20 protein-coding genes are annotated in these 23,983 nt (G+C 74.0%); 10 read left to right on the top strand and 10 right to left on the bottom strand.

Going from position 1 to position 23,983, the window contains the following annotated elements; genetic code table 11:
* Positions 1-29: 29 nt before the first annotated feature.
* Positions 30-1,706, bottom strand: a complete 1,677-nt coding sequence (locus tag GCU67_RS14370; RefSeq protein ID WP_163611903.1) for an MDR family MFS transporter — start codon at positions 1,704-1,706, stop codon at positions 30-32.
* Between the two features lie 32 nt (positions 1,707-1,738).
* A complete protein-coding gene (locus GCU67_RS14375) occupies positions 1,739-2,338 on the bottom strand; it encodes an acyl-CoA-like ligand-binding transcription factor (protein WP_163611904.1) in 600 nt (199 codons plus the stop codon).
* A 161-nt stretch (positions 2,339-2,499) separates the two neighbouring features.
* Here GCU67_RS14375 and GCU67_RS14380 point away from each other — a divergent pair, with 161 nt between their 5' ends.
* The 4 genes from GCU67_RS14380 to GCU67_RS14395 all read left to right on the top strand — a co-directional run bounded on the left by GCU67_RS14380 (position 2,500) and on the right by GCU67_RS14395 (position 5,596).
* Positions 2,500-2,694 (top strand): helix-hairpin-helix domain-containing protein, encoded by a 195-nt coding sequence (locus tag GCU67_RS14380; RefSeq protein ID WP_163611905.1) that lies wholly within the window; start codon positions 2,500-2,502, stop codon positions 2,692-2,694.
* Positions 2,695-2,846: 152 nt separating this feature from the next.
* A complete protein-coding gene (locus tag GCU67_RS14385) occupies positions 2,847-4,064 on the top strand; it encodes an acetyl-CoA C-acetyltransferase (protein ID WP_163611906.1) in 1,218 nt (405 codons plus the stop codon).
* Positions 4,065-4,128: 64 nt separating this feature from the next.
* Complete coding sequence (locus GCU67_RS14390) at positions 4,129-4,926, top strand: CoA transferase subunit A (protein WP_163611907.1); 798 nt, start codon at positions 4,129-4,131, stop codon at positions 4,924-4,926.
* Between the two features lies 1 nt (position 4,927).
* Positions 4,928-5,596, top strand: a complete 669-nt coding sequence (locus GCU67_RS14395) for a CoA transferase subunit B (RefSeq protein WP_163611908.1) — start codon at positions 4,928-4,930, stop codon at positions 5,594-5,596.
* A 427-nt stretch (positions 5,597-6,023) separates the two neighbouring features.
* On the opposite strand, the gene GCU67_RS14400 is transcribed toward GCU67_RS14395, so the two are convergent.
* From GCU67_RS14400 to GCU67_RS14410, 3 genes are all read right to left on the bottom strand, one after another.
* Entirely contained in the window at positions 6,024-6,518 is a 495-nt protein-coding gene (locus GCU67_RS14400) for a VanZ family protein (RefSeq protein WP_163611909.1), read from the bottom strand.
* Positions 6,519-6,666: 148 nt separating this feature from the next.
* A complete protein-coding gene (locus GCU67_RS14405; protein ID WP_211661402.1) occupies positions 6,667-7,791 on the bottom strand; it encodes a glycosyltransferase in 1,125 nt (374 codons plus the stop codon).
* The gene (locus GCU67_RS14410) at positions 7,791-8,753 is read right to left on the bottom strand and encodes a phosphodiester glycosidase family protein (protein ID WP_163611910.1); all 963 of its coding nucleotides are present in this window, start codon (positions 8,751-8,753) and stop codon (positions 7,791-7,793) included. Before GCU67_RS14410 ends, GCU67_RS14405 begins: the two co-directional genes overlap by 1 nt.
* Before the next feature lie 161 nt (positions 8,754-8,914).
* Here GCU67_RS14410 and GCU67_RS14415 point away from each other — a divergent pair, with 161 nt between their 5' ends.
* The 6 genes from GCU67_RS14415 (at position 8,915) to GCU67_RS14440 (ending at position 14,899) form a co-directional block, all read left to right on the top strand.
* Positions 8,915-9,535, top strand: coding sequence for a DUF4956 domain-containing protein (locus GCU67_RS14415; protein WP_163611911.1), 621 nt, complete (start codon positions 8,915-8,917; stop codon positions 9,533-9,535).
* Positions 9,532-10,293: a VTC domain-containing protein gene (locus GCU67_RS14420; RefSeq protein ID WP_163611912.1), complete on the top strand. Its 762-nt coding sequence runs from the start codon at positions 9,532-9,534 to the stop codon at positions 10,291-10,293. Before GCU67_RS14415 ends, GCU67_RS14420 begins: the two co-directional genes overlap by 4 nt.
* Complete coding sequence (locus GCU67_RS14425; RefSeq protein WP_163611913.1) at positions 10,290-12,065, top strand: carbohydrate-binding domain-containing protein; 1,776 nt, start codon at positions 10,290-10,292, stop codon at positions 12,063-12,065. Before GCU67_RS14420 ends, GCU67_RS14425 begins: the two co-directional genes overlap by 4 nt.
* A gap of 196 nt (positions 12,066-12,261) precedes the next feature.
* Positions 12,262-13,659 carry a ferredoxin reductase family protein gene (locus GCU67_RS14430; protein ID WP_163611914.1) on the top strand — a complete coding sequence of 466 codons (1,398 nt, stop codon included), beginning with the start codon at positions 12,262-12,264 and terminating at the stop codon, positions 13,657-13,659.
* Positions 13,656-14,126 (top strand): FMN-binding protein, encoded by a 471-nt coding sequence (locus tag GCU67_RS14435; protein WP_211661403.1) that lies wholly within the window; start codon positions 13,656-13,658, stop codon positions 14,124-14,126. The genes GCU67_RS14430 and GCU67_RS14435 overlap by 4 nt, the downstream gene beginning before the upstream one ends.
* Positions 14,123-14,899 carry an FAD:protein FMN transferase gene (locus tag GCU67_RS14440; protein ID WP_211661404.1) on the top strand — a complete coding sequence of 259 codons (777 nt, stop codon included), beginning with the start codon at positions 14,123-14,125 and terminating at the stop codon, positions 14,897-14,899. The genes GCU67_RS14435 and GCU67_RS14440 overlap by 4 nt, the downstream gene beginning before the upstream one ends.
* 425 nt (positions 14,900-15,324) lie before the next feature.
* On the opposite strand, the gene GCU67_RS14445 is transcribed toward GCU67_RS14440, so the two are convergent.
* The 5 genes from GCU67_RS14445 to GCU67_RS14465 form a co-directional block, all read right to left on the bottom strand.
* On the bottom strand, positions 15,325-17,430 hold the full coding sequence (locus GCU67_RS14445; RefSeq protein WP_163611916.1) for a glycosyltransferase family 39 protein: 2,106 nt from the start codon (positions 17,428-17,430) through the stop codon (positions 15,325-15,327).
* Positions 17,430-18,704, bottom strand: a complete 1,275-nt coding sequence (locus tag GCU67_RS14450) for a bifunctional glycosyltransferase family 2/GtrA family protein (protein WP_163611917.1) — start codon at positions 18,702-18,704, stop codon at positions 17,430-17,432. Before GCU67_RS14450 ends, GCU67_RS14445 begins: the two co-directional genes overlap by 1 nt.
* Before the next feature lie 222 nt (positions 18,705-18,926).
* Positions 18,927-20,462, bottom strand: a complete 1,536-nt coding sequence (locus tag GCU67_RS14455; protein WP_338105023.1) for a sensor histidine kinase — start codon at positions 20,460-20,462, stop codon at positions 18,927-18,929.
* A 26-nt stretch (positions 20,463-20,488) separates the two neighbouring features.
* Positions 20,489-21,229: a response regulator transcription factor gene (locus GCU67_RS14460; protein WP_163611919.1), complete on the bottom strand. Its 741-nt coding sequence runs from the start codon at positions 21,227-21,229 to the stop codon at positions 20,489-20,491.
* 213 nt (positions 21,230-21,442) lie between these two features.
* Entirely contained in the window at positions 21,443-23,971 is a 2,529-nt protein-coding gene (locus GCU67_RS14465; protein ID WP_163611920.1) for an HAD-IC family P-type ATPase, read from the bottom strand.
* Positions 23,972-23,983: the final 12 nt, after the last annotated feature.

Here is a 23,983-nt window from a genome sequence, read left to right on the forward strand (position 1 = left end):
GTCGGCCGGCCCAGGCGGGCCGGCCGGGGCTACCGCTGGACCGGGGCTCGGGCGTCGTCCCGGTCCGGGGCGCCGGTCGTGGCCGCCGGCTGGTCGGCGACCAGGGTGACGGGCGGGACGACGGGCAGGTCCTCCTCGCGGGCCACCGCCTCGCCGCGGGCGACCATGCCGGCGACCTCGGACAGCGGCACCTCGCGCAGCGCGAGGGCCAGCAGCAGCGCCAGCGCCAGGATCGGGACCAGGTACCAGAACACCGGCGCCAGCGCGTCGGCGTAGGCCTCGACGATGGCGGTGCGCAGCGGCTCGCCGGCGGCCTGGACCGCCGTGGGCACCAGGGTGTCCGGTGAGGTGATCCCGGCGGCCACGGCCTGCTCGGGGTTGCCGGTCAGGGCCTCGCCGAGCCGGTCGGCCAGCCGGGTGGTGAACAGCGTCCCGAAGACGGCGACCCCCAGCACGGCGCCCACCTCGCGGAAGTAGTTGTTCGTCGAGGTCGCCGTGCCGATCTGGTCGGCGGGGACGGCGTTCTGCGCGGCCAGCACGACGTTCTGCATGATCAGCCCCAGGCCGGCGCCGAGCAGGAAGAACATCGCCCCGACGGTCCACAGCGCGGTGTCGCCGGCCAGCGTGGTCATCCAGACCATCGCGGCCAGGATCAGCGCGACCCCGGCGACGGTGAACCGCTTGTAGCGGCCGGTGCGCATGATCACCGCCGCCGAGCTCTGGATGGTCACGATGATGCCGGCGGTCATCGGCAGCATCAGCAGCCCGGAGTTCGCCGCCGACAGCCCGGAGCTCATCTGCAGGTAGGTCGGCGTGAACGCGACCGCGGCGAACATGCCCAGGCCGACCGCCATGCCCAGCGCGGTGGCCACCACGAAGGTCGGGTTGCCGAACAGCGACAGCGGGACGATCGGCTCCACCGCCCGCCGCTCCACGAGCACGAAGGCCGCGATGGACCCGGCGAGCACGGCCAGCAGCGCCAGCACCTGCCAGGAGCCCCAGCCCTCGCTGCCGCCGAGGTCGGTGGCCAGCACCAGCGAGGAGGTGGCGACGGACAGGGTGAGGATGCCGGCGAGGTCCAGCGGGGTGGTGCTGCGCTTGCGCGGGAGGGTCAGCGCCGCCCAGCCGACGGCGAAGGCGGCCAGCCCGATCGGGACGTTGACCCAGAAGCACCAGCGCCAGCCCAGCGCCGCGGAGTCGGTGAGGAACCCGCCGACCAGCGGCCCGGCCACGGCGGACAGCCCGAAGAGCGCACCGATCGGGCCCATGTACCTGGCCCGCTCCCGGGCCGGCACGATGTCGGCGATGATCGCCTGCGACAGGATCATCAGCCCGCCGCCACCGAGGCCCTGCACGCCGCGCCAGACCACCAGCCAGCCGAAGTCCGGGGCCAGCGCGGCACCCAGGCTGGCGGCGGTGAACAGCCCGATGGCGACCAGGAAGAGCGTGCGGCGGCCGTACAGGTCGCCGAACTTGCCGTACACCGGCATGACCAGCGTGGTGGCCAGCAGGTAGGCGGTGGTCATCCACGCCATGTGCGAGACCCCGCCCAGGTCCCCGACGATGGTCGGCATCGCGGTGGAGACGATCGTCTGGTCGAGCGCGGCCATCAGCATGCCGGCCAGCAGCGCGGAGAAGATGACGTTGACCCGCCGGCGGGTCAGCACGATGGGCGTGGCGGCGGGTGCGCTGGGCGCGCTGGACATGGAGCTCCTAGGGGTCTCAGGGGTGCGACGGCTCAGGCGGGCGTCGCGGGGAAGCCGGCCGTGACGAGGTCGAAGCCCTCGTCGACCAGCGCGGGCAGGTCGGCGGTGAACCCACTGGCCAGCCACCGGTGCAGTGCGGTGCGCATGACCGCGCCCTGCACCGCGGCCAGCAGGCCGGGCAGGGCGTCGGCGTCGGCGCGGGTGCCGGTGCGCTCGGCGAGCACGGCCGTCAGGGCCCGCTCGGCGTCGCCGAAGACGGCGGACAGCCGGGCCGCCAGCACCGGGTGGGCGTCCACGACCTGCAGCCGCAACGGCCACAGCTGCGGGTCCCGGGCCATCTCCCGTGCCTGGTCGAGGAGCACGGCACGGACCGCCTGGACCGGCGTCTCCGCACCCGGGCGGGCGCGCACGGCCTCGGCCAGCCGGCCCGAGTGCCGCGGGTCCAGCCCCACGACCGCGTCGTCCTTGGTGGGGAAGTAGTTGAAGAACGTGCGCGGGGAGACGTCGGCCTGCGCGGCGATGTCGTCGACGGTGACGCCGTCGAGCCCTCGGTCGGCCACCAGCTGGAGCGCCGCCGCGTGCAGTGCCCGCCGGGTCGCGTCCTTCTTCTGCTCCCGCAGCCCGGCCGTCATGCGGCGACCATCGCACCGAAGTTGCAGGATCTGCAAGTTCCGCCCGGGCCCGGCGCGTCGCGGGTACCGCGATGTCCGCCCGTCGCCGTCCGTCGACGCAATCCGTCGGTCCGGGAGCACGTGACGCCCGCTCCGTGCCGTCTGTCGTTACCCTCCCGCGCATGTCATCGCCCGACGCGCTTCCGAGGGTGGGTGCGCCGGCCGCCCGCGCGCTGGCGGGCCTCGGGATCACGTCCCTGGACCAGCTCGCCGGTCACTCCCGGGCCCAGCTCGAGGCGACACACGGGATCGGCCCCAAGGCGCTCGGGCTCCTCGAGGAGGCGCTCGCCGAGCGAGGCCTGCGTCTGGCGGACTGAGGCGCACGGCTCCTCGGGTTGCTGCCCACGAGCTGGCCGAGGACCACACCGGCCTGCCCGCAGCGGCCGACCGCCCGAAGCGGCCACCCGGCCTTCCGCTGGACGGAACGGCCCGCTTGGCGCGGTGGTCCGGCGGCTGACACGGTGACCCGATGGACGACGTCGTCATCTGCGCACCGCTGCGCACCCCGGTCGGCCGGATGGGCGGGGTCTTCGCGGGCCTGTCGGCCAACCAGCTCGCCGCCACCGCGATCCGGGCGCTGGCCGAGCGCACCGGGCTGGGCGAGGGCGAGGTCGACGACGTCGTGCTCGGGCACTGCAACCCCAGCGGGGAGAACCCGGCGATCGGCCGGATCGCCGCCCTGGACGCCGGCCTCGGGGTGCAGGTGCCCGGTCTCCAGCTGGACCGGCGGTGCGGCTCAGGGCTGCAGGCGGTGCTCTACGCGGCGATGACCGTCGCCTCGGGCGCGGCGACCACCGTCGTGGCGGGTGGCGTGGAGTCGATGAGCTCGGTGGAGCACTACGCCCTGGGCCTGCGCACCGGCGTGCGCGGGGACGGCGTCATGCTGCACGATCGCCTGGCCCGGGCCCGGGAGACCGCCGGCGGCGTGGACCACCCGGTGCCCGGCGGGATGTTGGAGACCGCGGAGAACGTGCGCCGCGAGCACGACATCGACCGGCTGGCGCAGGACGCGTGGGCGTTGCGCTCGCAGCAGGCCGCCGGTGCGGCGATCGCCGCGGGCCGGTTCGCCGACGAGATCATCGGCGTCGAGGTGCCCGGCACCCGGAAGACCCCTGCGCACGTGGTCACCACCGACGAGCACCCCCGCCCGGACACCACGATGGCCGACCTCGCCCGCCTGCGGCCGGTCATGGGCGCGGTCGACCCGGCGGCCACGGTCACCGCCGGCAACGCCTCCGGGCAGAACGACGGGGCCGCGGTCTGCCTGGTCACCACCCGCGCCGAGGCCGACCGCCGCGGCTGGGACCCGTTCTTGCGGGTCACCGGCTGGGCGGTGGCCGGCGTGCCGCCGGAGACGATGGGCATCGGGCCGGTGCCGGCCACGGCCGCGGTGCTGGCCCGCACCGGGCTCTCCTTCGCCGACCTGGACCTGATCGAGCTCAACGAGGCCTTCGCCAGCCAGGTGCTGGCCTGCCTGGACCTCTGGGGCCTGGGCACCGAGGACCGGGAGCGGGTCAACGTCAACGGCTCGGGCATCTCGCTGGGCCACCCGGTGGGGGCCACCGGCGCCCGCATCCTGGCCACCCTCGCCCACGAGCTCCGCCGCCGCGAGGGCCGGTACGCCCTGGAGACCATGTGCATCGGCGGCGGGCAGGGCCTGGCCGCCGTCTTCGAGCGGGTGGCCTGACCGCACCGCAGCACGCACCTCCCGCCGGCCGGTGGGAGGGGACAGCAGTCGATCGGGAGATGGAATGGACAAGGTCGTCCCCAGCGCCGCCGAGGCGGTGGCCGACATCGCCGACGGGGCCACCCTGGCCGTGGGTGGCTTCGGGTTGTGCGGCGTGCCGTTCGGCCTGATCGAGGCCCTGCTGGCCCAGGGGGCGTCGGGGCTGACCACGATCTCCAACAACTGCGGGGTCGACGACCAGGCGCTGGGCGTGCTGCTCTACGCGGGCCGGATCACCAAGACGATCAGCTCCTTCGTCGGGGGCAACAAGGAGCTGGCCCGCCTCTACCTGTCCGGGCAGCTGGAGGTGGAGCTGACCCCGCAGGGCTCGCTGGCCGAGCGGCTGCGCGCCGGCGGCACCGGCATCCCGGCCTTCTACACCCCGACCGGGGTCGGCACGCTGGTGGCCGAGGGCGGCATCCCGGTGCGCTACGACGCCGACGGCAACGTGGTGGCCACCAGCCCTCCGAAGGAGGTGCGCCGCTTCGGCGACACCGACTACGTGCTGGAGACCGCCCTGACCGCCGACTTCGGGCTGGTCCGCGCCGCGGTCGGCGACCGGCACGGCAACCTGGTCTTCGCCGCCTCCGCCCGCAACTTCAACCCGCTGGCCGCGATGGCCGGCCGGGTGACGATCGCGGAGGTCGAGCGGCTGGTGGAGCCCGGCGAGATCCCGCCGGAGCAGGTGCACCTGCCCGGCGTGTACGTGCAGCGGGTCGTGGCCGTCACCGACCCCGAGCGGCCGATCGAGAAGCGCACCACCCGGCCCCGCCGGTCACCGGGCACCCCGGCGGCCGCCGGCGACGAGACCACGGAGGCCTGAGATGGCACTGTCCCGCGACCAGCTCGCCGCCCGGGTCGCCGCCGACCTGCGCGACGGCCAGTACGTCAACCTCGGCATCGGCATGCCCACGCTGGTGCCCGGTCACGTGCCCGACGGCGTGCACGTGGTGCTGCACAGCGAGAACGGCGTGCTCGGCGTCGGCCCCTACCCGTTCGAGGGCGAGGAGGACGCCGACCTGATCAACGCCGGCAAGGAGACGATCACCGTCCTGCCCGGGGCCAGCTACTTCGACTCCGCGGCCTCGTTCGGGATGATCCGCGGCCACGTCGTCGACGTCGCCGTGCTGGGTGCGATGCAGGTCAGCGTCCGCGGCGACCTGGCCAACTGGCTCATCCCCGGCAAGATGGTCAACGGCATGGGCGGGGCGATGGACCTCGTCCACGGTGCCCGCGAGGTCGTCGTGATGATGGAGCACACCGCCCGCGACGGGTCGCCGAAGATCGTCGAGGAGTGCTCGCTGCCGCTCACCGGCCGGGCCTGCGTCGACCGCATCGTCACCGACCTGGCCGTCGTCGACGTGACCCCCGACGGGCTGGTGCTGCGCGAGGTCGCCCCCGGTGTCACCGCCGCAGACGTCGTGGCCGCCACCGGCGCCCCGCTGCACGTGCCCGACGACGTCCCGACCATGACCTTCGACCTCACTCGGTGACCGGCTCCACGGACTCCGCCGGCGGGAGAGCGGCCACCCCCACGTCCGGTCCGTGATCGTCGGGGTGCCCGCTCGCCGATGGGCCGCCTGCTCGGCGGGCTGACGGACCTCTCCGCCGCCGAGCGCGGTGACATCACCCTCGACGAGGTCTGCCTTTCCGGGCCAGACGCGATCGCGCCTCGAGTGGGCCCTGCCGGTCCGGTTGCTCGTCGAGGTGATCGCGCTCGGCGCGCAGGCCGCGATACCGGTGCTCATCGACCCGAGAACGGTCGGCTGTCGGACTGTCCGTCAGCGGGCGCTTGTTGCCCGCCGTTGCGGAACCCCTCGCGGTCACGCAGAGGAGGACGGCGGATCCCGCTGGCCGCTCTCGGAAGGGAGACCGGTAGCGGGCGGGGCGGCCGCTGGAGGACGGAGCGCTCACGCTGGTTCATCGGGGGCTCGGTGGCTGATGACGTACAGCCTGTACATGCGCGGACAACAGGCCGGCCGCCACGGCGCCGGCGGCGTTGAGCAACGCGTCCATCGGCGAGACGACTCGTCCCAGGGGCAGCGCCCACTGGAGGAACTCGATCCCGACGCCCACGCCCAGCATCGCGGCGAAGAGCCGGCGGGGGAGCCCGACAGCAGGCCGGAGGGCGACCAGGAGCACCGCGGGGACGGCCAGGAGGGCGAGGTTGCCCACCAGCTGCGTCACCGTGGCACTCGAACCCAGGCCGGTCGCGTACCAGCGCAGTTCGGTCAGCGGTGAGCCCCATGCCCATCCGGTGCCCTCCGGCGTCAGCGTTGCGACCGCCGCGGCGCACAGAGACGCCCAGAACGCGGCCCACTGGACTGGTCGTAGGCGGTTCGAGTGTCCGGCCGGCGCCGTGCCGGAGGTGGCCTCCGCGGCGGCCGGGCGGTCGAGGGTCGTTGCGGGGATCATGCCTCCACGATCACGCGGCCACCTCGCCTCTCCCTGTGTGATGGCTTCCCCTCGGCTGTGAGACGCGGTGACCTGGACGTGCGCGACGACCGCCCGCCACAGAGTCACTGCGCGAGCGACGTCTCGAACGGTCAGGCGTGCAACCAGGTCAACGACGGTCCGGCGTCATCGCTCTGTGGCCACCGGCGAGCGCGGCCACCGGTGCAGGGACGTCGGTCACCAGGTCCGTGTCCGGGGATGACGACGGGCGGTGGGCGCGGGAGCGACCGAAGACCGCGACCCGCTGGACGGCGAAGCTCAGCGTCACCAGCAGCGGCTCGGTGCCCAGCTTCGCCGGCAGCAGCCCGACACCGGCTGCGGTGAGGCCGGACAGCAGCACCAGGTTGGCGAGCAGCAGCGACCCGGCGAGCGCGATGTAGCCCAGCGCCGAACCCCGGCTGCGTCCGGCGGTGAACACGACTCGCCGGTTGACCGAGTAGTTGACCGTCCCGCTGACCAGCCTGGCACCCACGACGGAGAGCCACAGGCTGCCGGTCAGGGCGTCGAGCAGCACCAACGCCACCGAGTCGACAGCGAAGGCGGTCAGGGAGGAGAGCAGGAACAACGCCAGGGGCCGGTACACCCGCACGGAGTCACGGACAGCGCGGAAGTGGGAGGACGTGTTGCCCTGGGCGTACACCGTCGTGATCGGCATCTGGTCGATCGGGAGGCCCAGGCGGGCCGCCTCCAGCAACACCCGCAGCTCGTACTCGAAGCGGTCACCGCGCACGGTGAGCAGCCACGGCCACAGCCCGGGGGAGAAGCCACGCAGCCCGGTCTGGGTGTCGGTGAGCGCCCGTCCGGTCGCTGCCCGGACCAGCACCATCGAGACGAGGTTGCCCACCCGGCTGCGCAGCGGCACGCCTTCACCCGTGAAGCGCCGGACGCCGAGCAGCAAGCAGGAGCCGGCCCGCACTCGCGCCGCCGCTGCGACGACGTCCTCGGGCAGGTGCTGGCCGTCGGCGTCCGCGGTGACCACCCCGGCGTGCGGCCAGACCCGGGCCACGTGCGCCAGGCCGGTGCGCAGCGCCGCCCCCTTGCCGCGGTTGACCTCGTGACGGAGCACGGTGGCGCCGAGCTCTCGGGCGCCGGCGAGCGCGGGTGCCGTCGCCTCCGCGCTGCCGTCGTCGACGACCAACAACTCGAGGGTGGGGTCCAGCTGATGGACGGCGGCCAGGAGCGAGAGCAACTGGCCGTCGGGTTGGTAGGCCGGGACCAGCACGACCACCTGCATCAGGCGATGTAGAGGACGTCGGAGGTGCCGCGCTCGGTGCCCTTGCCGAGGGGGTCGTTGACCAGTGATCCGCCGAACACCATCGTCGAGGAGCCGCCGCCGTCGATGTTGTAGGCGGTGACCACGCCGAGGTCGACGAAGATCTGGGCGAGCTCGGGCAGCGTGACGCCCTCGCTGTACCCCGCGCTGCGCCCGTCGACCACCACGAACACCAGGTGGTTGGTGTCGATGACGCCGACGGCGGTGCGCGGCTGGTCGCCCTGGATCGAGTGGTTGCCGACGTTGGTGTCGATCTCGACCTGATCGATCCCGGCGACGACGGCCCCGGCTTCGACGATGGTCGGGCCGAAGGAGAGGGTGTTCCACACCCCTGCGGCGACCAGCTGGGCGGCCGTCGTCGTGGTCTCGTCGTAGACCCGCACCGTGCCGTCCCGGTAGAACGCCATGCCCTCGCGGGCGCCGGCGTCGCGGTAGACCACCCCGTTGCGGATGACCATCCCGGTGTCGCGGAAGCCGTAGTAGTCGCCGTTGACGGCGAACACCGCGTCGTGCGCGGCGGCGATGTCGGTGGGCTCGTCGATGATGTCGGTGCCGAACTCGTCGTTCGCGAACGCCGAGCGCAGCACCGTGGCGTCGGTGAGGACGACGTCGGCGACGAAGTAGGTCACCGTGCTGTCGCCGCTGCCGGTGACGACCGTGGAGATGGTGACGGCCGCCTGGTCGGAGGTGTAGGTGTCGCCGTCCATCGTGCCGCCGGTCGTGGTCGCCACACCGGCGTCCACGTCCTGCGCCGCGGCGTAGGAGGTGACGTCGGCGATCTGCACGTCGTCGACGACGAAGCGGTCCAGCGCCCAGGCGGCCGTGCCGCCGCCGGCGGCGAGCAGGACACCAGCGGCGCCGCCCAGGAAGGCGCGCCGGCTGTGCCGGCGGGGCGCGGCCGGAGGGGTCTGCGTCTCGGTCATGGCGTCGACGGTCGGGGCCCTCCCCGTGCGCCGGCTGGGTGTCCCGTGGGCTCTGGGTGTGGCCTCCACCGCTCACAGGCGCCACTCAGCAGGTAGCGGGCCGCCACCCATCCGGCGACGGGAACGTGTCTCCTGACCGACCGCCGAGTGAACGGAACCCGATGACCCAGCTCCTGCTCTACGCCGCCGACCTCGTCGCCGTCGGCGTCCTGACCTTCGGCGTCTACTTCCCCCGCCACCGCCGTCGCGACCTGCTCGCGGCCTTCCTGGGCGTCAACGTGGGGGTGCTCGCGGTCGCCGCCGCGCTGTCCACGAGCAGCGTCGGTGCCGGCCTGGGACTGGGGCTGTTCGGCGTGCTCTCGATCATCCGCCTGCGATCCACCGAGCTCGCCCAGCACGAGGTCGCGTTCTACTTCGCGGCGCTGGCGCTGGGACTCCTGGGCGGTCTGGGCTCCGGGACCGCGCAGTCCGAGTGGCTGATCCCGGTGCTGATGGCCCTGATCGTCACCGTCATGTGGGCCTCCGGGCACCCGCGGCTGTTCCGGCGGCACCGGCACACCGTGCTGGTGGTGGACCGCGCGTTCACCGATGAGGCCGCGCTCACCGCGCACCTGGAGGGCCTGCTCGGCGCCCGGGTCCACCAGGTGACCGTGCAGCGGGTCGACCTCGTCGACGACACCACGCTGGTCGACGTCCGCTACGAGCTCGCCGACCCGCCGACCCGCCCGGGCACCGCCGATCTGCACGAACGGCTCTCCGCTGACGCTGGGGTGCGGCGATGACGGTCGCCACCGTCGTCGACCTGCTGCCCACCGTCGAGCTCGCCGAGCTGGTCGAACGCGCCTCGCTGCAGACCCGGGTGGACCGCAAGTACCTGCTCACGCCCGGGCAGGCCGGGCAGTTCCTGGACAGGCTGGCCGAGACGGCGGCGCCCCGCGTGCTGTGCATCGACAGACGACGGGACTCCGGCTACGACTCGCTGTACCTGGACACCCCCGACCTGGCCGGCTACCACCTGGCGGCTCGGGGCCGTCGGCGCCGGTTCAAGGTCCGTCGGCGCACCTACCTGGAGACCGGCGAGACCTGGCTGGAGCTGAAGACCCGCGGCCCCCGCGGTGCCACGGTCAAGCAACGCTCCCTCGAGGGCTCGCGGGCCTTCCTGGACGACGCGCTGGCCGCTGCGGGCCTGCCCGACCTGCGCGGCGTCCCGCTCGTGCCGGTGCTCATGACCTCCTACCGACGGACGTCGCTGCTGCTCCCCGGTCACGGCACCGACACCGACAGCCGGCTGACCATGGACGCCGGTCTGCGCTGGTCGACCCCGGACGGCCGTCAGCTCGAGCTGCCCGACCGCGTCGTGGTCGAGACCAAGTCCGGCGCGCAGTCCTCAGCCGCCGATCGACTGCTCTGGCGTGCCGGCTGCCGTCCCGCGCGGATCAGCAAGTTCGGCACCGGTCTCGCCGCGCTGCACCCCACCCTGCCGGCCAATCGCTGGCACCCCGTCCTCACCCGCCACCTCACCCCTCGGGAACTCTCATGAAGCTCCGTCGACTGCGCGCCGGCCTCGTGGCCGGCGCGGCCGCCGTCCTGATCGCCGCCTGCGGCTCGACCGACACCACCGCGGCCTCGGACCCCACCGTCTCGACCGAGGTGGCCGGCGCGATCACCGACGCCACCGGCACGACGGTCGAGGCGGCGCTCGCCGCCAACGACGGCTGGGTGACCGCCTCGGCGGTGCCGGCCGGTTCCTCGACGGTCACGCTGACCGGAGACACCGCGTCCTCGGACTCCTCGTCGGTCGCCGTCGACGGGAACACGGTCACGATCACCGCCGCCGGCACCTACGTGCTCTCCGGCGACCTCGCCGGTCAGGTCGTCGTGGACACCGCGGACAGCGAGGACGTCGTCCTGGTGCTCGACGGCGCGCAGATCACCTCGCCCACGAGCGCGGGCATAGCCGTCACCAACGCCGAGACCGTCGTGTTGTCACTGGCCGACGGGTCCACCAACAGCATCGCCGACACCGCCGACCATGCCGACGACGGGACCAGCGCCGCGGTCGACTCCGCTGCGGACCTGGTCGTCACCGGCACCGGCTCCCTGCAGGTCACCGGAGCCCTCAACGACGGCATCAACAGCTCCGACGGCGTGACCGTCGAGTCGGGCACGGTGACCATCGACGCCGTCGACGACGGCATCCGGGGCCAGGACTCCGTCGTCGTCCTGGACGGCGACGTCACGGTCACCGCCGGAGGTGACGGGCTGAAGTCCGACGACACCGAGGACGTCAGCCGCGGCTTCGTGTACCTCGCCGGCGGCACGGTCACCGTGACCGCCAGCGGAGACGGCATCCAGGCCTCGACCGACGTGCTCGTCGGCGGCGGGACGCTGGAGGTCACCACCGGCGGGGGAGCGGGCCAGACCGTCGCCGACGACGCCTCGGCCAAGGGCCTCAAGGGCGACGTCAGCGTCGTCATCGGCGGCGGGGACGTCACCGTGGACTCAGCAGAGGACGCGGTCCACGCCGACGGCGTCGTCAGCGTCACCGGCGGCGACCTCACCCTGGCCGCGGCCGACGACGGCGTGCACGCCGAAGCCGACCTCTCGATCGCCGGCGGCACCGTGACGGTCAGCGGGTCCTACGAGGCGCTCGAGAGCGCAGTCGTCACCATCTCCGGCGGCGACGTCGACGTGACCGCCTCCGACGACGGGATCAACATCGCCGGGGGCGACGGTTCCTCGGCCGGAGGCCCGGGCGCGGCGGCGGACAGCACGGCCACCACCGGGGCCTACGCCCTGACCATCAGCGGCGGCACCGTCCTCGTGGACGCCGGCGGGGACGGCCTGGACTCCTCGGGCACGGTGACGATCACCGGGGGTGACGTCACGGTCAACGGCCCGACCGAGCAGGGCAACGGCGCGCTGGACGCCGACGGCGGGGTGACCGTCACCGGCGGCACGCTGGTCGCCGTGGGCACCTCGGGGATGGCCCAGACCCCCACCACCGAGTCGGCGCAGGGCTGGATCTCCGCGACCCTGGGCTCGACCGTGCCTGCCGGCACCGAGCTGCAGGTCGTGGACGGCGACGGCACGGTCGTCGCCACCTACACCGCAGCCAAGGCCCTGACCTCGTTCATCGTCTCCACAGCGGACATCACCACCGGCGAGACGTACACCGTCACGTCAGGCGGCAGCGACCTGACCACCGCCGTCGCCGGGGCGGGCGCCAGCACGGGCATGGGCGGCGGACCTGGCGGTGGCGGCCCGGGTGGCAGCAGGACAGACGGGGGCGGGTCCCGTCCGGGGGGCTGACGCAGCGTCACCGCGTTCCCGGTCGGTGAGGACGTCGAGGGTCGAGTCCGGCAGCACCACGCGGTCGGGCTGGTCAGGCAGCCACAGCAGACGCCCAGGCTGTCCGACGGGGCGGCTCAGCCGGACCACCGAGGGTGAGGACCCCCGCCCGATCGAGGAGTGACATGAACGTCCACTGCCCGCACTGCGGGGCCGCATGACCGCCGTGCTGACGTCACGCACCGGGTCCGCCCGCACGAGTCCCGACACCCGCCGGGCCCGGCTCGACGCCGGCGTCCGGCTGGGCGCCGTCGTCGCGCTCTGGGCCGGACTGCTGCTGGTCATGTACTGGTGGGCCACCGGCGGCGGCATCCAGGACCTCGGCGGCTGGGAGACCGGACTGGACTCCACCGGCCGCCTCACCGGACTGCTGGCCTCGGTGCTGTTGCTCGTCCAGGTGCTGCTGATGGCCCGGGTCCCGGTGCTCGAGCGCGCCCTCGGGCAGGACCGGCTGGCCCACGTGCACCGCCTGGTCGGCTTCACCTCGTTCAACGCCATGGTCGGCCACGTCGTGCTGATCACCTGGGGCTATGCGGCTGGCGAGCTCACCCGCACCCCGGCGACGCTGTGGGACCTCACCGTCCACTACCCCGGCATGCTGCTGGCCGTCGCCGGCACGGTGTGCCTGGTCATGGTGGTCGTCACCAGCGTCAAGGCGGCCCGGCGGAGGCTTCGGTACGAGTCCTGGCACCTGATGCACCTCTACGCCTACCTCGGCGTCGGGCTCGCCCTGCCGCACCAGCTCTGGACCGGCCAGGACTTCACCGCCTCGACCGCCCGCACCGTGTTCTGGTGGTCGCTGTGGGCCGCCGCCGCGGGTGCGGTCCTGCTCTGGCGGGTGGCCCTCCCGCTCGCGCGCACCGCTCGCTGCGGCATCCGGGTCGCCTCGGTGGTCGCCGAGGACGACGACGTGCTGTCGGTGCTCATGACCACCCGCCGCTCCGTGCCGGTCGAGGCCGGGCAGTTCCTCACCCTCCGGTTCCTGAACGGCCGGGGCTGGAGCCGGGCCCATCCCTACTCGCTGTCCGCAGCACCTGATGGGCGGTACCTGCGGATCACCGTGCAGGTGGTCGGCGACGGCGGCGCGGCCCTGCGGCAGCTGCGACCGGGCACCCGGGTGCTGGCCGAGGGCCCCTACGGCCGGCTCTCCGCCCGGGCGCGCACCCGGCCGAAGGTCGCCCTGATCGGCGCAGGCGTCGGCATCACCCCGCTGCGGGCACTGGCCGAGGCGCTGGACTACGCGCCGGGCGAGGCCGTCCTGCTGCACCGCTACACCGGCCGGCCGCTGTTCCAGCGCGAGCTGGAGGCGCTGGCCGCTGCCCGCGGGCTGCAGGTGCTGTGGCTGCCCGGCCACCGGCGGGCCCCGGACTCCTGGCTCGGGGACGGCGTCGGCGCCGCTGACGACCTGGCCGCACTCACCTGGTGGGTGCCCGACATCGCCGACCGCGACGTCTACGTCTGCGGCCCCGCGCCCTGGGCCGACGACGTCGCCCGCACCACCACCGCCGCCGGTCTGCCCACTGACCGGTTCCACGTCGAGAGCTTTGGTTGGTGATCCGAGTGAAGAAGATCGTGCTGTGGTTCATGAGCACCGTGACCGTGGTCGTGCTGCTGTTCGGGTACCACACGTCCACCTCCTCCACCGCGGTGGCGAGCGCGCAGTCCTCCGCCGTCGCCCCGGTGACCAGCGGTGCCGGGACGTCGTCCGGGTCGTCGTCGGGCTCGTCGACGTCGGGGACGTCGACGTCCACCACGTTCACCGGCGACTCCGCCTCGACCCGGTGGGGGCCGGTGCAGGTGGAGATCACCGTCGCCGGCGGCACGGTCACCGACGTCTCGGTGGTCGACTACCCCGACGGCAACGGCAAGGACCGGCAGATCAACGCCCGGGCGCTGCCGGTGCTGGTGCAGGAGACCCTGGACGCGCAGAGCGCCGACATCGACATGGTCAGCGGCGCGACCGTCACCAGCGACGGCTACGTCGAGTCGCTGCAGAGCGCCCTGGACCAGGCGGGGCTGTGACCGCCGCAGCGCCGGCGGCACGGTACGTGGAGCACGTGATGGGCATGCCGATCAGCCTCGCGCTGCGCGGCCGGCACGCCGGCGACGACATCGGGCAGGCGGCCTGGGCCCAGGTCATGGACTCGCTGCGGCAGGCCGACCGGGTGTTCAGCACCTACCGGGCCGACTCCGTGGTCTCCCGGCTGCGGCGCGGGGAGGTCGGCCTGGAGGACTGCCCGCCGGAGGTGGCCGAGGTGCTCGGGCTCGCTGCGGCCGCCGAGCAGCAGTCGCACGGGGCGTTCAGCGTGTGGCTGCCAGGTCCGGACGGCCAGGTGCGCCTGGACCCCAGCGGTGTCGTGAAGGGCTGGGCGGCCGAGCGGGCCGCCCAGCCGCTGCGGGACCTGACCGGTACCGACTTCTGCCTGTCGGCCGGTGGCGACGTCACCTGCGCCACGACCGACCCCGGTGCCCGCCCGTGGCGCATCGGCATCGAGGACCCGGCCGACCCGAGCAGGGTCCTCGCGGTCGTGCCGGTGCACACCGGCGCGGTCGCCACCTCCGGTACGGCTCACCGGGGTGCGCACCTCCTCGACGCGCGCACCGGCCTGCCACCGGCCGGCGTTGCGTCGGTCACCGTGGTGGCCGGCTCGCTCACGTGGGCGGACATCGACGCAACCGCGGCCTACGCACACGGGCCCGAGGCGGCGCGCTGGCTGGACACCCGCCCCGGCCAGTCCGGGCTCGTGGTGTGGACCGACGGCTCGACGACCACCGTCGCCGGCGCCGCGGGCTGAGCCCTCCACCTGACCCGCGAGGCAGTGCTGCCCGGGTCTGCTCGTCGACGCCCACCAGGTCCCGGTCTGGTAGGTCGCGGGGACCGGTCGTCCGAGGACCGCGACCCCACGCCCGGACGAGCGGGTTCTCGAGCCTGAGTCGGCCAACGTCTCGGAGTGCCCGCCCTGGGGCCCCTCCGGTCCCTCGGGACCTTGGCCAGTGGGACGGTCAGGACGGGGGCGGACCCGGTCGTGGTCCGCCCCCGTGGCGTTGGAGCCGTCGGTCCGGTGGACGTCCGGGGGATGGCTGCCACGCGGCACACCGCCACCGCCGGGGAGGTCTGTGGCCGGCCACAGCGGCGGGAGAGTCCGGTGATGGTCGAGCTCTGCCCCAGGTGGGGCGGAGCTCGACCATCACGAGAACGAGGGGCTCGGCCTCCTCGAGGTCAGCCGACGGGCTGGCTGAGGTCGTACAGCGTGACCCCGTCGACGGTCTGGGCGGTGTAGGTCGCCGCCACCCAGGCCGCGATCTCGGCCGAGGCGTTGCTGCCACTGTCACTGCCCATCCCCGCGCCGCCGATGAACCAGTGCACCTGGCCGTCGGCGACGAGGGCCTGGAACTCCGCCAGCGTGGGGGAGGGGTCGCTGCCGTTGAACCCGCCGATGGGCATCACCGGCAGCTCGGTGGCCAGCTGGTACCCAGCCGCGCTGTTGGCCCCGACGGCCGCGGCGACCCAGGTGAAGGAGTCCGCGTTCTCGGACAGCGCCGCGACGACCTCCGCACTGGGGTCGGCGGCGTTGAGCAGCCCGCCCATCCCGCCACCGCCACCGGTCCGGCCGGTCGCCCCACCGGCCCCCGGGACCTGGCCGCCGGTGCCGGTGCCCTGGCCGGGTGCCTGACCGCCGCCCGCGCCCTGGCCGGGTGCCTGGCCGCCGCCCGCGCCCTGACCGCCGAAGCCGCCCGCCGGCGGGGCGCCGTTCATCCCGGCGCGGCCTCCGCCCATCCCACCGCCCATGCCCGTACCGCCGCTGACGGTCGGCCCGGCCGTGACGATCGAGCCGGTGTGCGCCGTCCCGGTGGTCTGCACCGCGTAGGCGGCTGGGCCACCGAGCGCGGCCAGGACGCCGACGGCCAGCACCGTGGCGGCGACCAGCCGGCCGGCGCGGTGGGCGACCAGCAGCCCGAGCGCGGCGAGCAGGCCCGCCACGACCACGGCCCAGCGCAGCCACGGCAGGAAGTCCGCCGAGCGGCCGAGCAGCACGGACGACCACAGCGCCGTCCCGGCCAGGCCCAGCGCGAGCACGATGCGCGCCCACGCCGTCCCGCGGCGTTGCCACAGCAGCCCGCCGCCGATGCCGACCAGCGCAGCGACCGCCGGAGCCAGGGCGACGGTGTAGTAGGCGTGGAAGATGCCCGCCATCAGGCTGAAGGTGAGCCCGGTGACGACCAGCCAGCTGCCCCAGGTGATCAGTGCCGCGCGGCGGGCGTCGGTGCGCGGGGCCCGGCCCAGCGCGACCAGTCCGGCGACCAGCAGGGCGATCGCGGCCGGCAGCAGCCAGGCGATCTGGCCGCCGATCTCGGCGGTGAACAGCCGGGTCAGCCCGGTCTCGCCCCAGTTCCCGCCACCGGTCCCACCACCACCGCCGACGCTGCCGGTCTCGTCACCGGTCAGCCGGCCCAGGCCGTTGTAGCCCCAGATGAGCTCCCAGGCGGAGTTGGTCTGCGAGCCGCCGATGTAGGGCCGCCAGGACTCCGGCACCAGTTCGACGATGGCCACCCACCAGCCGGCGGACACCAGCAGCGCCCCGCCGGCGGCGAGCACGTGGGCGAAGCGGCGGCCCAGCGTCGTCGGAGCGGCGAGGAAGTACACCAGCGCGAACCCGGGGACGACGAGCATCGCCTGCAGCGTCTTGGTCAGGAACGCCAACCCGATGAGCACGCCGACGCCGACCATCCAGCGCAGGCTCGCCGTCTCCAGCGCGCGGGTGGTGGCGTAGGCGGCCAGCGTCATCAGCAGCACGAGCAGCGCGTCGGGGTTGTCGAAGCGGAACATCAGCACCGCCACGGGGGTCAGCGCCATCGCCGTCCCGGCGAGCAGGCCGGCGCCGGGGCCGACCACCCGGCGCACGGCCAGGTACACGATGCCGACGGTGGCCACGCCCATCAGCGCCTGCGGCACCAGCAGCGCCCAGGAGTTCAGCCCGAACAGCCGCACCGAGATCTCCATGACCCACAGCGAGGCCGGCGGCTTGTCGACGGTGATCGAGTTCGCCGCGTCGGAGGAGCCGTAGAAGAACGCCTCCCAGCTCTGCGACCCGGCCTGCACGGCCGCGGCGTAGAAGGCGTTGGCCCAGCCCGAGGCGGCGAGGTCCCAGAGGTACAGCAGCCCGGTCGCGGCGAGCAGGCCGAGCAGCGCCGGCCGCACCCACGACGGGTCCTCGTCCCGGCCGCGCACCAGCCGGCGGGCGCGGGAGCTGTGGGCGGGCGGCGCGGTGCCCGGCTCCGGCAGGGGTGCGGGAGCGAACGCGGGGGTGTCGAGGGCGGTGCTCATCAGAGGGTCTCCATCGCCGGGACGGCGGGCTCGGGGGCGGGCGTCGGTGCGGGGGTGCGGAACACCCAGCCGCGGAGGAGCAGGAAGCGCAGCAGGGTCGCCAGCGCGTTGGCCGCGACCAGCAGCAACAGCTCGGTGCTGCGGGCGGGGGAGTCGGTGAGGGCGTGCAGGACGGCGAGGGTGCCGCTGGTCAGCGCCAGGCCGAGGACGAACACGACCAGCCCCTGCAGCTGCGCGCGGCCGGCGCCGGGGCCGCCGCGGATGCCGAAGGTGACCCGCCGGTTCGCCGCGGTGTTGGCCACCGCGGTCATCGCCAGGGCGACCAGGTTGGCCGGCTGGGCGGCCACCACGTGCCGCAGCGCCAGGAACAGCACGAGGTAGGCCAGCGTCGACAGCACGCCGATGCCGGCGAACCGCACCGCCTGACCGAACAGCCCGGCCGGCACACCGGGCACGGGGTCGGCCAGCGGTCCGCGGCCCACCGAGGCCCGTAGCTCCGCCAGGGGCAGCCGGCCGGTGCTCAGCGCGCGCACCATCCGGACGATGCCGGCGACGTCCGCCTTCGCCGTCTTGACGATGTCGACGCGGCTGTCGGGGTCGTCGACCCAGTCCACCGGCACCTCGTGGATGCGCAGGCCGCTGCGCTCGGCGAGCACCAGAAGCTCGGTGTCGAAGAACCATCCGGTGTCCTCCACCAGCGGCAGCAGCCGGGCGGCGACGTCGGCGCGGATGGCCTTGAAGCCGCACTGCGCGTCGGAGAGTCGGGTGGCCAGGGTGCCGCGCAGCAGCAGGTTGTAGCCGCGGGAGACGACCTCGCGCTTGGCGCCGCGCACCACCCGGGAGGACGGCGCCAGCCGGGTGCCGATCGCCAGGTCGGAGTGGCCGCTGATCAGTGGTGCGACCAGCGGCAGCAGCGCGGCCAGGTCGGTGGACAGGTCGACGTCCATGTAGACCAGGACGGGTGCGTCCGAGCCGAGCCACGCAGCGCGCAGGGCCCGCCCGCGGCCGGGTTCGGGGAGCACCAGCACCTCGATGCCGGGCAGCTCGGCGGCGATCCGGCGGGCGACGTCCACGGTGCCGTCGGTGCTGGCGTTCTCGGCGACGGTGATCCGGAACGGGTAGGGCAGGTGCTCGGTGAGGTGCCGGTGCAGCCGGCGCAGGCACGGTTCGAGGTCGGCCTCCTCGTCGTGCACGGGGACGACGACGTCCACGACCGGACGGAACGGGTCGGTGCCGCCGGCCGGCTCGGCGGCGCGCAGGGAAAGCGGTGGCATGGGGCAACGGTCGGGTCCGTGGCTGGCGTGCGGCTCTGGCCGACCCAGGTGGCAGCTGTGTGTCCCGGTCGAGAGGACGATCGGCGCGCGTCCGTGATCTCCCAGCGTGGCCCGGTGGGGCTTCTCGCCGGTGTTCGCCACGGTGCTGCTGACAGCTCGGTGGTCGCACGGTCCCGGTCGGCGGGTGGGTCGTCGCCGGCGGAGAGGTGGCCGCGCGTGCGCTCAGGAGGCCGCGGTGTCGAGGTCCGCACCGTCGTCGTGGGTCTCGGGGTCTGGCGCGCCGAGGACGGCGTGGGGCAGTCGAACGGTCAACACAGTCTCCCCGGGTCGGCTGGTCGCTGTGACGGTGCCGCCGTGCGCAGCGACGACGGCGTGCACGATGGCCAGGCCCAGCCCGGTGGACCCCGCAGCGCGGGATCGTGAGGAGTCGCCGCGGGCGAAGCGCTCGAAGACGTGCTCCAACAGTCCCGGTGGGATGCCGGGACCGTCGTCCACCACCTGGATCACCGCGTCACCGTCCAGGACGGACAGGCGCGCGGTCGCGGTGGTGCCCGGCGGGGTGTGCGTGCGGATGTTGGCCAGCAGGTTGGCGATGACCTGGTGCAACCGCGGCTCGTCACCGGGTACGACGACGGCGCTGTCGGGCAGGTCGAAGCGCCAGTGGTGCTGCGGTCCGGCGGCATGGGCGTCGCTGACGGTGTCGATGAGCAGCGCCGTCAGGTCGACCTCGCCGGAGGGGACGTCTCGGCCGGCGTCCAGGCGGGCCAGCAGCAACAGGTCATCGACCAGACCGGACATGCGGAGGGCCTCGGACTCGACCCGGCCCAACGCGTGCCCGACCTCGGGCGGCACGTCGGTGTGGTTGCGCCGCACCAGTTCGGCGTAGCCGCGGATCGAGGCCAGTGGGGTCCGCAGCTCGTGGCTGGCGTCGGCGACGAACTGGCGCACCTGTGTCTCGGAGGCCTGGCGGGCGGCCAGTGAGCTCTCCACGTGGTCCAGCATCCGGTTCAGTGCCGACCCGACCTGGCCGACCTCGGTGTGGACGTCGGTGTCGGCCGGGGGGACGCGCTCGGCGAGCTCCACCTCGCCACTGGCCAGCGGCAGCTCGGCGACCCGGGTGGCGGTGGTGGCCACCCGCTGCAACGGGCGCAGGGTGCGGCCGATGGTCAGCCAGCCGATCACCCCGGCCACGGCCAGACCTGCCAGCCCGGCACTCACCTCGACGGTGATCAGCCTGGCCAGGGCGGTGTCGGCCTCGGCCAGTGGGCGCCCGCTGACGAGGACGTCCCCGTCCGGGCTCGTGGCGGCCGTCACGCGGTAGTCGCCGAGATCGTCGCCCAGGTCGACGGTGCGCGGCTGGCCATCGCGGGGAACGGAGGTGACCAGCTCCACCTGGGCGTCGGTGAGCTCACGCAGTTGTCCCTGGTCGCCGATCACGCCGGCAACGGTGTCCCCGCCGGCTTCGATGCGGACGCCGAGCGTGCCCTCGCCCTGCCCCGGTGCGTACAGGAAGTCCGGCCGGTCGTCATCGACCGGCGATGGGCCGAGGTCTGTCGGTGTCTCCCCGTCCGGAGGCGTCCTGCCATCAGGTGGTGGCTGGTCGGCTCGCGAGGCGCGGTCGGCGGTCGCGGAGAGCTGGGCGTCCACCTGGCTGATCAGTTGCTGGCGCTGTGACGCCGTCGCCACGAACCCCACGAGGACCAGGATCAGCGCGAGCGGGACGAGGAAGGCGAGCACCAGCTTCGTGCGCAAGGACACCCGTCGGATCGGGCGCAGGAGAGGCATCAGGGAGCGGGCTTGATCACGTATCCCGCGCCGCGGAGCGTGTGGATCATCGGCGTGCGGCCGGCGTCGATCTTGCGGCGCAGGTAGGAGATGTAGAGCTCCACGATGTTGCCCTGGCCGCCGAAGTCGTACTGCCACACCCGGTCCAGGATCTGCGCCTTGGACAGCACCCGCCGGGGGTTGCGCATCATGTACCGGAGCAGCTCGAACTCGGTCGCGGTCAGCCGCACCTCCTCACCGGCGCGGGTCACCTCGTGACTCTCCTCGTCCAGGGTCAGGTCGCCGACGACGAGCAGGCTGTCTGCGCTGACCGCGCGGTTCGTCCGCCGCAGCAACCCGCGCAGGCGTGCCGCGACCTCCTCCAGGCTGAACGGCTTGGTGACGTAGTCGTCCCCGCCGGCGGTGAGGCCGGCGATGCGGTCCTCGACGGCATCGCGGGCAGTGAGGAACACGACCGGCACCAGGGGCGCGTCAGCGCGCAGCCGGCGCAACACCTCCAGGCCGTCCAGGTCCGGGAGCATGACGTCCAGGACGACGGCGTCGGGACGGAACTCGCGAGCGGTCGTCACCGCGGTGGCGCCGTCACCAGCGGTACGCACCTCCCAGCCCTCGTACCGCAGGGCCATCGACAGCAGGTCCGACAGCATCGGCTCGTCATCGACCACGAGCACCCGCAGCGGACTGCCATCGGCACGGCGCAGGTCCTGCCGGGACGACGAGGCCGTGCTGGAGGAGGTCATGAGAGCAGCTTCGCGGACGAGGGTGTGCCACGTCCATGTCGATGCTGTGTCGGACCTGTGAGCGGCGGTCGACAGTTCTCGTCGGGCAGCGGTCGATCCGTTCAGGGATGCCAGTGGTCCTCCCGGCACCCGGCAACGTGCTGCTGTGCCGCCTCTTCGACGGGGTGAGACGTCGATGGACCGGTCGGCTGGGCGAGGTGGCCGTGTCCGGGGTCAGCGGGCCGGCAGCTCCCGCAGCCCGAGCAGCCGGTCCAGCACCCGGAACCGGTAGGCCGCCCCCAGCGCGAGGAACCACAGGACGAGCACCGGCAGCACGATCGTGTACACCGGCGGGGCTGCGCCGGTGAGCCCGAGGTAGGTGGAGACGGCCGGGGTGAGCAGGGCGCCGAGCAGCACGACGAGCAGCCCGGCGACCAGCAGCCCGGTGCGCCGGTCGACGGTCCGGGTGAAGACGGCGAACACCCGGGCGGGCGGGACGAGGAAGAGGACCAGCAGGACCGAGGCCAGCGACACGAAGGTGTTGAGGCCGGTCTGGGCGCCGATCGCGGAGGCCGCCTCGGCGAAGTCGGCGTCGGTGCCGTAGGTCAGCCCGGTGTAGCTCTCGAACTCCGTCACCACGAAGTCCGGCGCGCGCCCGGTGGTGAAGACGGCGGACAACCCGGTGTACAGGAAGGCGTAGACGGCGACCCCGCCCCCGGCGGTCAGCAGTGCGGCCGGGACGACGAACCGGCCGAGCGTGGCCAGCAGGTGCGGGTCGGGGGCCGTGGGCCGCGCCCAGGCGGTGAGCACGATCGTGGGCAGCCCGACGGTGAACAGGGTCAGGCCGCCCTGGGCGGGGGAGTAGGGGAAGCCCAGTCCGAGCATCGTGACCGCCACGATGACCAGGGCCTGGGTGGCGACCCGGGCCAGGAAGAGCTGGGCGGAGGTGGTGATGCCGGCGATGAGGCGTCGCCCCAGCCGGCGGGCGGGCACGAGGGCGGCCAGGGAGTCCCCGGTCAGCACGATGTCGGCAACGTCGCGGGTCACCGCGCTCCCGCTGGCCATGGCCACCCCGACCTGGGCGGCCTTGAGCGCGCGGGCGTCGTTGACGCCGTCGCCGACCATCGCCACGTAGTGCCCCTGGCGCCGCAGTGCGGCCACCACCCGTTCCTTCTGCTCCGGCGCCACCCGGCCGAACACCGAGCCGGCCGCGACGACGGCGTCCAGCTCGGCGTCGGTCAGCCCGGGGAAGTCGCCGGCGTGCACGCCGGTGGCGTCCCGCAGCCCGGCGCGGGCGGCCAGCGCGGCGACGGTGCCCGGGTCGTCGCCGGAGAGCACCTTGACCGCGATGCCCTCCTCGGCGAAGCGGGCCAGGGTGGCGGGCACGTCGGGGCGCAGCTCGTCGGCCAGCGCCACCAGGGCCAGGGCCTCCAGGCCGGGCAGCACCGGCCGGCCGGTGGCGTCCCGAAGCGGGGCGCCGGGGTCGGCGGCCCGGGCGAACACCAGCACCCGCAGGCCCTGCGCCGTCCGGGCGGTGACCTCCCCGGCGGGGAGCGCGGTCCGCAGCGCCGGGGTCAGCGCCTCCGGTGCGCCCAGCACCCACGTCGCCCCGGCCGTGCGCACCGCGCTCCACCGCAGCGCGGAGCTGAACGGCACCTCCTCGGCCACCGCGACCGGGTCGCCCGGCAGTGCGCCGGCCAGCGCGGCGCTGGTCAGGTTGGGTGCGCCGGTGCTGTGCGCCATCGCGGCCAGCGCCGCGGTGACCTCCGCGGTCCGGTGCCCACCCAGGGGCACCAGCTCGGCGAGGGTGAGCCGCCCGGTGGTCAGCGTGCCGGTCTTGTCGGTGCAGACGACGTCGACGTTGCTCACCGACTCCACCGCGTTGACCCGCTGCACGAGCGCGCCCTGCCGGGAGGTGGTGACCGCGCCGGCGGTGTAGGCCAGCGCGATGAGGAAGAACAGCCCGTAGGGCACCAGCCCCGACAGCACGGCGGTGGTCTGCACGACCCGCACCAGTGACAGCCCCTCCAGTGCCGCCTGGGCCAGGATCGCCCCGCTCATCAGCACCACCAGCAGCATCGTCAGCCGGACGACGAAGGCGATCCGCCGCTGCAGTGGCGTGGTGTCGGTGGTGGCCCGGCGGGCCTCGGCGGTGAGCCGCTGGGCGTGGCTGTCGGCGCCCACGTCGCGGGCCAGCTGCAGCGCCGCGCCACCGACCACCACGCTGCCGGACAGCAGGTCCTCACCTGGGGAGCGCAGCTGGGCGTCGGACTCACCGGTCAGCAGCGACTCGTCCACCTCGGCATGGCCGGTCAGCACCGGGCCGTCGACGACGAGCTGGTCACCGGGCCGGACTCGGACGACGTCGCCGCGCACCACCTCCTCGGGACCGACCTCGGTGTCGGCCCCGTCCCGGACGACGACCACGGTGCTGCGCGCCAGCAGCTGCAGCCGGTCCAACTGCCGCTTGGCACGGATCTCCTGGACCGCGCTGATCGCCGCGTTGAGCACCCCGATGCCCACGCTGATCAGCGCGTCCCCGGGCCGCCCGAGCGCCAGCAGGGCGATGCCCAGGGAGAACAGGATGGAGTTGTAGAGGTTCAGGACGTTGGTGCGCACGATCCGCCCGTAGGTGCGCGACGACGCGGTGACCGCGTCGTTGCCCTCGCCCCGGCGGCGCCGGGCGGCCGCCTCGCCGGTCGACAACCCGAGGGTGGCGGACCCGACGGTGGGGAGGGACGCGGCCGTGGGGCGGGAGGTCACCGACCCAGGATG

It is taken from the genome of Modestobacter muralis (assembly GCF_010682105.1).
Lineage (GTDB): Bacteria > Actinomycetota > Actinomycetes > Mycobacteriales > Geodermatophilaceae > Modestobacter > Modestobacter muralis.